Raw genomic sequence first — 12,048 nt, forward strand, 5'->3', positions numbered from 1 at the left:
CTTCTATTTCTTAGCAACTTCTATTTTCTTTCTTCTTTTCCAAGAATAATAAATTGAAAATCCGAACAATCCAATTAATAGAATGGAACCCATACGAGCATAGATGGTATAAGTACCGTATTTTGGTAAGTCATATACAAATTCAATCTTATTATCCCCATCTTTCAATTCCAAACCTCTCAATAAATAATCTACTTTTAAAATATCAGTCTCTTTTCCATTCACAAAAGCTTTCCATCCAATTGGATAATAAATTTCAGAGAAAACTGCCAATTGATTGCCTTTTACAGTTGCCTGATAAGTCAATTTATTCGGAACAGAACTCGTTAATTTAATGGTACCTTCTGCCGAGAACTTCTTTTTAGACAATTTATTTGCAAAATCACTTAGCATTACTGCTTCACTAGAAGGTTTAAAAGAACTTACAACTTTCAACTGTACAAGCGATGTAAATGATTTCGCTGTATCAACTTCTAAGGTCATCAATGGAACAAGGTTTGTGTTTCCTCTCACATCCATTACAAACATCGCTTCTTGTCCTTCTGGAAGTCCGCTAGCCAATTGAACAGGAATTGTATCTTTTCTTCCTGGAACCAAGTATTGTAAACTTTCTCCACCATAAACCTCTGCTTGTTTCACTGCTGATTGATTGACTAAAAGAATTCCTGCTCCTTTATTCTCAATTTTGAACTTGTTTCCAAGTGCTCTAATCTCATCATTGGCAGTTGTCAATACTTTTACGTCTTTCACCAACCAAGCATTCCCTAAAGCAGTTGGATTATAAATGGCAGTATCTAATCCAGATTGAGATGTTTGCAAGAAATACTTCACATTCAACATATCGAGTACACGATTGTTTGTTTTTGAAATTTGAAATTCAATAAGGTTATTGATATTTCTCAATTTTGCACCATGGTATCCACCCAATGATTTATGGAAATACGAAGCTCTACTATCCGAAAAAGCACCAGAAAAATCAAGAACGCGGTAATTTGTAGCCATTTTCAACGCATGGAAACGATATGAATTGATCACATTAGCTCTCGCCGCTCCATCATACCCCAGTTCTTCCGCTTTTTGTTTTCCTTTCGCTTCTCCATTAGAAACGACAGAAGCCAATGAAGGATTTTGACGGATTTCTGAAGCCATGATTTCTTCGTCACCTTTGGTCGAATATACAGGATATGTCGTTAATTCAGATTCCTCCCAATACTTATAACCATTTCCTGAAATGTTATCTACAGCACCTAAGTAATTATAAGCTACAGGAACAACATCCGCAAATGTCAATATAACTAATCCAGCTATTAAAATGCTATTTGCTGTTTTTTCATTCTTGGAGAAAAGGAAAACAACGAATAAACCTCCAGCAAAAATTGCAAATAAGATAGAACGATTCATACTTGAATGAAAAATGACTTTTCGAGCCGTTTTTACATCTGCATATGATTTCATTTGACCATCAACTTGTGTAGCTACAAATTGTTGTACTTGTTGTGGGTTCGTTAAATCTAACTGATACTGCTGAGCTGCCATTTGCGGATCCATTTCCATCACCTGCTTGGTATAAACCTCCGTCAATCCAGCGTATTGTTTCGATTCAGCAGGATTCGAATATCCATCTCCTAAACCAGCTATTTTTACGACAATTAAAAATACTACAAATGATCCCAAAACAATCAAAAATTTTTGCCTCTGGGCGATAATTGCAGCTCTTTGCTTAATTAATTCATTGAGGAACAAAACTCCCATTACAGGAATTGTTAATTCTGCAATTACTAAAATGATTGTTACGGCTCTAAACTTATTATATGCTGGAATATGATCAATGAAGAAGTTGGTTAATCCCATGAAATTCTTCCCCCATGACAACATAATTGCCAAAATAGTAACAGCGAAAAGCGCCCATTTAATTTTATCCTTCAAAAAGAACAACCCTAAAAAGGCAAGCATACAAACAATTACGCCAATATAAACAGGACCAGATGTAATCGGCTGAGTTCCCCAATAGGAATATCCTTTTAAGGCATTATTTATCTCATCTTGTGACAAATCACTGTTCTCGATTTTTTGAGCAAAGGGAGAATTAGCCAATTGTTCAGAAGCACCACCCTTTACATACGGAGAAAGTAAAGTGAATGTCTCTCCTACTCCATAAGACCACTGAGTAATATAATCACGATCTAATCCAGCTGATTGATTCTTAGCAGGTAAACCATTCGCTGAAATCGTTACATCATTACCTCCACGAATACTGTTTTTACCATAATCATTTGTCAAAAGAAGATTTCCGCTATTGATTACAAAAGAAAGAATGAAAATTCCAATAATTCCAAGAGAAGTAATACCAAATTTTTTCAGTTCCTTTTTCTGAATAGCCTCAATGAAGAAATAGATTCCAATGAACAATAAAACGAAAAAGAAGTAATACGTTACCTGAACGTGATTCATAGCCAATTCAAAGGACATGAAAATTCCGGAAAGGACAATTCCCCATATTCGATTCGTTCGAAAAGCATAAATAAATGCCCCGAGAATTGCTGGTAAAAATGCTGCTGCTGCTGATTTTGTCGCATGTCCTGCTTGTATGACAATCAACTCATAACTGGCAAAGCTAAAAGCAATTGCTCCTAATAATCCAACCCAAGGATTCAACTTCAAAAGTCTTGCAAACAATAAGAAAGACAGAAAATGCAAGAAAATCAAACCGTATGGGCCAGGAAAAACCTTGAAGCAATTGTCTAAAATTGTTTTAAACCAGTTACCTGGATAACGCATCGAAATTTGTTCTGTTGGCATTCCTCCAAACACAGAACTCGACCACATAGGCTCTTTTCCAGATTCATCACGATACATATCTGTTTCGTTACTCATCCCTCTCCATTCCTTAATATCGTGTTGCTTTACACCATATCCTTCAAGTTGGGGTTTGAAAAAAACGGCAAGAACGACTAGTCCTATTGCGATTATCGTTAAATACGTCCAGTTTTTTTGAAAAAATCCTTTAATGTCCATAAGTTGAAATTGTTCCAGCCAAAAATAAGAACTTTAATCTTCCAACGTTTATTTTACGTGAAATTATAAGCAATTTATCACTGAATGTTCTTGAATTTATTCTTCTCCTTCCGAAAATCAAATTTTTCGTTCCTTTGAACTTTTTTGAGGTGAAAGTGTATCTCAAAATATAAACCCTTACAATCATGAACATAAAAATTATTCTATTTATTCTAATGGGTGTATTTTCATCCCATTCTTTTGCAGAAGAACGGATTAAATCCTACCCCAATTTTCAAATCTACAACACCGCCAAAAATACTTCACTGAAAAATGGAACAGCAAACATTACATTTCATTTCGTTAGTGATAATTTTTACAATACTCCAAAAGGTTATCAAACAATTATCTATTATTCAATCAATGAAAAAACAGATACCTTGTTTTTGGATTCGACCTTTACACAAACAATCCAAGTCAAAAGTGGAAAAACGAATTTTAAATTTTGGGCTGGCCCTGGTTACAACGAAGTAATTGCTGATAGCATTGATATTTCAAATCAAACAACCAATGACGCGCAAGTCAATTTTTATTCTGAAAACATGGTGATTGAAGTCGATAAGCCAGTCATTTACTTCCAAAGTCCTATTAAACTCGATTTTAAACTAGCGGTCACTCCAAAAACGGAATTTTCATTCACCTATCCAGCTTATAAAGACTTTTGGAAAGGAACTGTTTATCCAACTGGTGAAATAGAGATTGAAAATCAAACATATCCGTATTTATTTTGGGATTCCAAACAGATATTCAGTCTAAAGAATCACTCAAACGGTTACCACATTTCGAAACAAGAAGTGATTCCTTTCTTGGAAAAACAATTGTCAAACGCAGGCTTAACTTCAACAGAGAAAACGGATTTCATTACCTATTGGGGACCAAGAATGACTCAATACGAATCTGTTTTTATTCAATTTTACACCCAAGAAGATTGCGATCAGTTTGCAACTCTTCAGTGCGAGCCGAGACCAGAAGCAATCAATCGGTTGTACATCGGTTTTTCGGAATGGAATGAAACACTTACTCCTTTTCTTCGTCCAACAGATCTGAATTCTTTTGATCGCTCTGGATTCAACCTCTTAGAATGGGGAGGTTTTGAACTAATAACACCTGAGTTATGATACGACATTTTATTATTCTATCCTATTTATTGATTCCTGTTTTCGGATTTTCTAAATCAAAAGAATCACTTCCTTCAGTTTGGATCATCAAAGACAGTATTTCGAAATCTATTCACAAAGACAGTGTTAAACTAGTTTTTACTGTTCACGATTACGACAATCAGTTGATGCTCGACCAACATCCTGCTATCATTCAAATGAAAACAGTTTTTGAAACGAAGCGCTTTACTGTTTCCGCTAAAAAAAAGATGTTTCAATTTACCGTTTCGAAAAATGCACATCGCTTTCAATTCTTTATTAATTCCAATTTTGAAGAACTTTTATTTAATCACGAACTAACTGGAGGACATTATTACGAAGTTGGTCTTAACTTCCAAGGAATGTATCAAGGAAGATCTCTTTCCCCTCATATTCCTCCCACTATCATTAGAAATCACATGGTTGAAAAACCAGTTATTTACTTGTATAGTGAATCGGAACAAAACTTTAATCTAAAAATTAAAACAGATGCGAACATACAATTTACGTATCCTTTTACTGAAAACGAGTGGAAAGGCACAAGTTCTTCAAATGGAACAATTCAAGTAAACGGATTAAATTATCCTTATCTGTTTTGGGATGCAGCTCTTCCTGCCGAAAATCTGAAATTAGATTGGTTGAATGCCGACCAAACTCCAGGAAAAGAAATTGTTACATATCTTGACAGAAGGCTGGATAATTTAGGTTTCAATGCCAAAGAAAAAACAGATTTCATTACTTATTGGGCACCAAGGATCGAAAAAATGAAATACGTGCAACTCATTTGGCTTCAAGATGAGGCCATTAATTCAATCGCGTCATTGGAGGTTTCTCCAAATTTTCAGCAAAATAGAATTTACTTAATCTTCAAGGAAACAGATCAAATATTCAAACAGCCCCTGAATTTAAAAGTGAAATCACTCAAACCAATGAATCGAACTGGAAATTACCTCGTAGAATGGGGCGGAATTCAAATTCAATCAAACTTATAAGTTATGCGTATTCTAATCTTATTTTTGCTTTTAAGTGAGCCTCTTCTTGCGGGGAAACCAGAATGGATACCTGATTATTTTGTTCATTATGAAAAAGACAAAAACCCTAGTAACACAGGATCTCGGATAAAGATTATCTGCGAATTTGACACAGATTATAGTCTATCTCGCAAATTACGTGTTGGAATCAACGGAAGTGATGAAACGATTCCGCTCAACGAAAAAAATGAAGCTGTAATTATTCGAAAGTCTCAAAAAGCAATATTTCAATTTTTCTACGACAGCAACTTTCAAGAAATTGAAACAGATTCTATCTCCATAAAAAAAGGAGAAATAACAATTATTTCTTTGCGATTTAAGATAATGAGCGAAAAACGTACAGTCAAAAAACCAGTCATTTATCTTTATCCCGAAACAGATTTAGCACTTTCTATCGATTTGAAGCCTGCAGGAAACCTGACATTTAGTTATCCCCAATATTCCAATGAGTGGAAGGGAGTTGCACATCCCGATGGTTCAATAACTATTGACGAAAAAACATATCCTTATTTATTTTGGGAATCAGAACAACAATTCAATTTTTTTGACAGGAATATTGGTTGTTTACTTCTGTATAAAGAAAACCTGATAGAAACTTTAGACAAACACTTGACGGAATTAGGTTTCAACGATAAAGAGAAAACAGATTTTATTACATTTTGGGGACCACAACTCGCTAAACATAAATTAGTTTTAGCACAATTCCTTATCAATGAATCATGTAATCAATTCGCTACATTGGATATTCACCCAAAACCAGCACATGTGAATCGCGTTTATCTAATTTGGACAACCTTTGATTTGAATACATCACAGATTCCGTTAATTAAAAGTCAGATTCTTAAACCACTCAATCGAGAAGGATTTGATGTCCTTGAATGGGGAGGAATTGAAATTCCAAAAATTCCAAATTTTGACTAGTTTTAAAGAAAAAACATGCGAAAGATACTCGTTTTTGGTTTACTCAGTTGTTTGATTATCAACTCATCTTGCTCCAATATCGAAGCAAATGATGCCGATTATGATGCTTTGGCTCAAGATATGTGTGAATGTGCAAGCCCTCATACATCCAAAATTTCGAAAGAAATGCGACAGGCAATGATTACTTCTGAAAAAGAAGGTACAAATGTTCAAGCAGCTATGAATGCAGTTTTTGTGAAAGACCCCAAATCAGGAGTGGCAGATATGCATGCTATTGATGAATTGGGAATAGAGCTAAAAAAATGTTCCGAACGTTTAAATTCAAAGTACAGCGCTGTTTACACCAACGAATCTGAAGAAGATGTCATACAAAAATTATTGAATGCGCTAAAAAAACGAAGGGGTTGCGAATTTACTTATGCTTTAATGAAGGCAACGAGTAAACCAGCGAAATAACACCTTATTTTTTCGGATTTGCAAACATTTTCACATCCTCACCTGTGATTTTTGAGCCACAAAGAATGACTAATCGTTCTACAATATTTCGCAATTCTCGAATATTTCCCGACCAATCAATTTGCTGTAACTCAATCAATGCATCGTCAGAAAATTCTTTTTTAGAAACTCCGTGATCGCTGCAAACCAAGGTCAAAAAATGATCCGCTAACATGGGGATATCATCTCTACGCTCATTCAATGACGGAACATGGATTAAAATTACAGCCAACCGGTGATACAAATCTTCTCTGAACCTTCCTTCTTCGATTTCTTTTCTCAAATCTTTATTGGTAGCTGCAACTACGCGTGCATCAATTTTAATGTCCCGCTCACTTCCAACTCGTTGTATCACATTTTCCTGTAAGGCTCTCAATACTTTTGCTTGAGCAGAAGCGCTCATATCTCCAATTTCATCCAAGAAAAGTGTTCCCCCAGAAGCCAATTCGAACTTTCCTTTTTTATCCTTCACCGCAGAAGTAAAAGCGCCTCTTTCATGTCCGAATAATTCACTTTCAATCAACTCCGTTGGTATTGCCGCACAATTCACTTCAATAAAGGGCATTTTTCTTCTATTCGATAAATCGTGAAGAGAACGAGCAACCAATTCTTTTCCAGAACCATTTGCTCCAGTAATCAATACTCTAGCATCCGATGGAGCGACTTTTTCAATCATCTCCTTGATTTTGATAATTCCATCGGTTTCACCAATAATGGATGAGCCTTTGAATTTTCGCACAGTTGTTTTCAACTGTTTCGTTTCTTCCACCAATACAACGCGGTCTTTCGCATTGCGAATGGTTACCAAAATACGGTTTAAATCAAGTGGTTTTTCAATGAAATCGAAAGCTCCTTTTTTGATTGCTTCAACTGCTGTTTCAATATTTCCATGGCCAGAAATCATGATAATTGGAGCCTCATTCTTTTGACTAATTAATGTCTCAAGAACTTCCATTCCATCCATTTGAGGCATTTTGATATCACAGAAAATAATGTCGTAAAGCGTGTTTTTTGCTTTTTCAACTCCTTCTACTCCATTTTCAGCTTCTTCTACTTGGAAATCTTCAAATTCTAAAATTTCGCGTAGAGCTCTACGAATAGCGCGTTCATCATCAATGATTAAAATCTTTGCCATGTTTTTTGATTGGTCAACGAAAATAGGTATTTAATGCCAAAACACGAATGCCATTCAGATAATTATCGAAATGTAAATTCAAAGATACGGACGCGAAGCATCGTCTCCCTTTCCTCAGAAGAATCTTCTTAAAACCCCTTCTTTCAATGAGCACGGTGAAATAACGATTTCTTTTATATCAAACTTTTCGACAACCCATTTGGTTTTCAAAGCTGCAATTGGTGCCATTTTTCGTCGGATTGGAATAATGAATGGGTGATTTTCTCTTTCTTCAAACGTTGATTCAATAATCCAATTTAAGGTTCCAATTAAATCTTCTCTTGAAAGACGAATATTTGCCAACCCTTTTGGAAATTCTTCTTCATGTACCATTTCGTAAAAGGTTTCAAAACTACCAGAAGCTCCGACTAATACCTCACAGGGTGCAAAGTGATTCATTTCTTTTGAATTCAACTCAAACCACTCAAGTAATTCTTGTTGATTTAGCGCTGTTAATGGATCTCCCAATTCAAAAAGTTGAATGGCTCTCGAAACACCAATATTCGCGCTGAAAAATTGCAGGTCTTTCTCATTTTCGACTCGAATAAATTCCGTGCTTCCACCTCCAATATCCATAATCAAAGAAGTCTGCTCGAATTGATAAGACCAACTAACGCCTTGATAAATCAGCATAGCTTCTTCCAATCCATCAACGATTTCAATATCAATATCGAACCGTTTTTTGATTTCTCGAATAAAATACGAATTGTTATCCGCATCTCTTACAGCCGAAGTTCCTACTCCAATAATTTTTGAAACAGTTAAATCATCGCAGATTTTCTTAAACTTCTCAAATGCGTGAAATGCTCGTTGCATCGCTTCATCAGAAATGGTTCCTTCATTGATTCCGCCCATTCCTAATGCAACACCTTCTTTGGAATTATGAACGATATCAAAATCGTCAGCATGCACATCTGCTACAAGCAAATTGAATGTATTTGTTCCTAAATCTATAACAGCTGCCCGCATCTTATTTTGTTTTCAACCAACGGATTAAGTCTCTAAAGCGCAAGGTGTGTCCAAATTGCAGAAGTCCGTTTTTGAATAAACGAGCGGCAATAGCAATAACTCCAACCGCACTTAAAAGCAACATAATCATCGAGACAAATAACTGATAACTATTTCCTTCTACAAAACCTATGGAAAGTTTCACCATCGCAACAACAGGTGCCGTGAAGGGAAAATAAAGCAAGAAAGTGGTCCAATTACTATCTGGATTTTCCAATGCAAAGTATCCTGCATACAATGCGAAACACAAGATAAGAATCAATGGAATTAAAAATTGTTGTCCGTCTGATTCTGAACCGGAAGTTGCTCCAAGTGCAGCAAAAAAAGCACCATAGAACAAATAACCAAACGTGAAAAACAGTCCAAAATAGAACAACATCACTCCAAAATTTACGCGGTCAAAAACCAGTTCTACAAACTGATTGTAATCACTCATTTGACCTTCAATTTGATTTGAAGCATCATAAATATCTACAAAAACAGTTTCTCTCATAAAATACAATCCAAAACCAATGATGAGAATCCACAAGAATACTTGGATAAATGCACTCAATCCGATTCCGAGTATTTTCCCCAGCATTAATGAACGAGGCTTCACTGTTGCCAATAAAATCTCAACCACTCGATTGGTTTTCTCACGAGATACGGATCTCAGAATGGTCATTCCGAATAAGAAAATGAAGATGAAGATAACAGTCCCAAAAAATAAACCAACCCATCCTGACAAATCTCCAGTCTCATCTTTAGGATCGTAAACATTACGAAAAGCTAAATTAAGTGGTTGTTTTATTTTCCGGAAATCACTTACAGATAATTTAGTAAATTCTTTCGCTAATACTTCTTCCAAACGTCTTTCCACTTGATACCTCACATTGATTGACATATTGAAGGATGGCTTTTCGCGATAAAATAAAAAACACGCTTTATTAGAAAGAATTTTTTCATTTATCTCCACCATTGCATCAAAAGGAGCAAATCGTTTATCTTGAGCAAACTGTTCTATTTCAACATAATTAGTTGCGAAAGAATATTCAATATTCGGGTCTTCTTGAGCACGTATTTTTTGTTCCATTACATTTGCTGGATCAACAACCAGAACATGCCATTTTTGCTGTTCATTTCCTCCAAACTGAAAAACCAAATAGGTAAACGTAAGAACAACCAATGGACCTAAGATCGCCATCAAAACAAACGAGCGACTACTCATTCGTTCCTTCAATTCTCGTAGAGCAATTATCCAACTATTTCTCATTACTTTCAGTTGTTACAGTTGAAATAAATACTTCATTCATACTTGGTAAAACTTCCCAAGCAGCTTCTATCTTCACTTGTCCGATTAAGGTTTTTAATAAATCTTCAAACGAGTTTTCTCCTCTCATTTTCACCCGAGCAATGAATCGATCATCCCCTAAAATTTCTTTATCAATCAACTCGAATCCAGTCCAAAGTGCGTTTACAAAAGCAATCATATTTCCTCGGAACTTAACCGCATATTCGCCATTTTTTTGCATTTCTTGGATTTCCGAGACTCTTCCTTCTAATACTTTTTTTGATTGGTGAATTAGAACTACTCGGTCACAAATTTCTTCCACACTTTTCATGTTGTGTGTCGAAATCAAAATGGTCTTTCCTTTCAACTTCATTTCCTGAAGCTCTTTTTTTATCAACTCCACATTTACTGGATCAAATCCTGAAAATGGTTCATCTAAAATGAGTAAATCTGGCTCATGTAAAATCGAGAAAATAAACTGTACTTTTTGTGCCATTCCTTTTGATAGCTCTTGAATACGCTTCTTTCTCCAATCTATACAATCGAATTTTTTCAGCCAATAATCCAATGAAATATTGATATCACTTTTACTCATTCCCCGCAAAGCACCCAAGAAATGAGCATGTGCTTCAACAGTCATTTGCTTATATAAACCTCTTTCTTCAGGTAAATATCCAATATTAGCCAAATGTTTTTGCTGAAGTAAATCACCGTTGAATCTAATCGTACCTGAATCTTGATCAATAATTTTATTAATGATTCGAATCAACGTTGTTTTTCCTGCACCATTTGGTCCAAGTAATCCAAATATCTCGCCTTTTTTTAGACTAAATGAGATTTGATCTATTGCTGCTTTTCGCTGATAGCGTTTTGTAAGCTCTTGAATTTCTAACATTTAACTGATTGATTCATACTATTTAAAAAAGTGTCTTTTTCCAATTTTTCCAACGAAACACCAAGGAAAAAACTAAAATCATTAACGGATAAAACAAGAATAGGGTTACAACCATATCCCAACCAAGAACAGGAGACGAAACATCCATAAATAAAGCATCAGTTTGAATTACCTGCCACTCGTTGGTGACAATAATTATCCCAAAAAGATTATTTGCCAAATGAAATCCCCAAGAAAGCTCTAGCCCATCATCCATAACAGTTATTAAAGATGCGAAAAAACCAGAAATAATATAATACCCCATTGCAAATGGACCCAACTTATCAATCTCAGGATTCATTGAATGCATCGCTCCAAAAAGAAGTCCCGTAATCAAAATTAAATAAATCCCTTTTTGAGTAGCCTTTCCAAAAAGTTGTATTAAAAACCCTCTAAAAAACACTTCCTCAAATCCAGTTTGAATAGGAACCAAAATGATTGCTAAAATTAGTAATATATAGAATTTTTCAGGTTTAAAATTCCATATCAAATCGTGATTGAAATCAATAAAAGTGATGAAAAAAGAAACGATCATTAAGATAGACCACAAACCAAAAGAGAAAAAAAATCGTCGAATATCAAATCGAGACCGAGCTGTTAGAAAGGTCTTGAAAGGTCTTTTGAAAATAACCTTTGCTGCAAATGCAATGGAAAAAAGACCAACAAAAAAAGGAATCATATTCAATGACAGATACCCGTTTTTTGAAAAAAGGTCACTAATTCCTTCTGATGTACTTTTTACAGCATGTAAACTTGGTGTTTGACTGACAATAATCAGACTCATGAAAACAGAACTAAGTACGTAAAGCCCAAACACAATAACTACAAGTGCTAAAATATAGTGTCTGATGCCAATAGAAGGCTCGAGTGGACTGGTAAATCTTCTCATTCGATAAATCTAGTGAAAAGAATTTTTATATGTTCGATTCATTCCAAATGTGTTCAAATTTCTTCTAGAAGAGAATTGATTTTATTCCCAAGTAAAAAAGGGGCTCACATCGGCTAAAGTTTAATTTTGGAGCTGT

At 35.1% G+C, this 12,048-nt stretch carries 10 protein-coding genes; 4 read left to right on the forward strand and 6 right to left on the reverse strand.

Annotation, left to right across the window (positions count from 1 at the left end; all coding sequences use genetic code 11):
• Positions 1-3: 3 nt before the first annotated feature.
• Complete coding sequence (locus tag FLUTA_RS20400; protein ID WP_013685008.1) at positions 4-3,015, reverse strand: glycosyltransferase family protein; 3,012 nt, start codon at positions 3,013-3,015, stop codon at positions 4-6.
• Between the two features lie 185 nt (positions 3,016-3,200).
• Between FLUTA_RS20400 and FLUTA_RS20405 the strand changes: the two genes are divergently transcribed.
• Genes FLUTA_RS20405 through FLUTA_RS01140 form a run of 4 tightly spaced genes read left to right on the forward strand, consistent with a single transcriptional unit; the run spans position 3,201 to position 6,598 of the window.
• The gene (locus FLUTA_RS20405) at positions 3,201-4,172 is read left to right on the forward strand and encodes a hypothetical protein (protein ID WP_013685009.1); all 972 of its coding nucleotides are present in this window, start codon (positions 3,201-3,203) and stop codon (positions 4,170-4,172) included.
• Complete coding sequence (locus FLUTA_RS01130; protein WP_013685010.1) at positions 4,169-5,182, forward strand: hypothetical protein; 1,014 nt, start codon at positions 4,169-4,171, stop codon at positions 5,180-5,182. The genes FLUTA_RS20405 and FLUTA_RS01130 overlap by 4 nt, the downstream gene beginning before the upstream one ends.
• Positions 5,183-5,185: 3 nt before the next feature.
• On the forward strand, positions 5,186-6,142 hold the full coding sequence (locus FLUTA_RS01135) for a hypothetical protein (protein ID WP_013685011.1): 957 nt from the start codon (positions 5,186-5,188) through the stop codon (positions 6,140-6,142).
• A 15-nt stretch (positions 6,143-6,157) separates the two neighbouring features.
• Entirely contained in the window at positions 6,158-6,598 is a 441-nt protein-coding gene (locus FLUTA_RS01140) for a hypothetical protein (RefSeq protein WP_013685012.1), read from the forward strand.
• A gap of 4 nt (positions 6,599-6,602) precedes the next feature.
• Here the strand turns inward: FLUTA_RS01140 and FLUTA_RS01145 are convergent, their stop codons facing one another.
• The 5 genes from FLUTA_RS01145 to FLUTA_RS01165 all read right to left on the reverse strand — a co-directional run bounded on the left by FLUTA_RS01145 (position 6,603) and on the right by FLUTA_RS01165 (position 11,912).
• Positions 6,603-7,772 carry a sigma-54-dependent transcriptional regulator gene (locus FLUTA_RS01145; RefSeq protein WP_013685013.1) on the reverse strand — a complete coding sequence of 390 codons (1,170 nt, stop codon included), beginning with the start codon at positions 7,770-7,772 and terminating at the stop codon, positions 6,603-6,605.
• A gap of 114 nt (positions 7,773-7,886) precedes the next feature.
• Positions 7,887-8,780, reverse strand: coding sequence for a Ppx/GppA phosphatase family protein (locus FLUTA_RS01150; RefSeq protein WP_013685014.1), 894 nt, complete (start codon positions 8,778-8,780; stop codon positions 7,887-7,889).
• A 1-nt stretch (position 8,781) separates the two neighbouring features.
• Complete coding sequence (locus tag FLUTA_RS01155; protein WP_013685015.1) at positions 8,782-10,071, reverse strand: ABC transporter permease; 1,290 nt, start codon at positions 10,069-10,071, stop codon at positions 8,782-8,784.
• Positions 10,061-10,984, reverse strand: coding sequence for an ABC transporter ATP-binding protein (locus tag FLUTA_RS01160; protein ID WP_013685016.1), 924 nt, complete (start codon positions 10,982-10,984; stop codon positions 10,061-10,063). The genes FLUTA_RS01155 and FLUTA_RS01160 overlap by 11 nt, the downstream gene beginning before the upstream one ends.
• Positions 10,985-11,006: 22 nt before the next feature.
• The gene (locus tag FLUTA_RS01165; protein WP_013685017.1) at positions 11,007-11,912 is read right to left on the reverse strand and encodes a CPBP family intramembrane glutamic endopeptidase; all 906 of its coding nucleotides are present in this window, start codon (positions 11,910-11,912) and stop codon (positions 11,007-11,009) included.
• Positions 11,913-12,048: the final 136 nt, after the last annotated feature.

This window comes from Fluviicola taffensis DSM 16823, from assembly GCF_000194605.1.
Classification (GTDB): Bacteria; Bacteroidota; Bacteroidia; order Flavobacteriales_D; family Crocinitomicaceae; genus Fluviicola; species Fluviicola taffensis.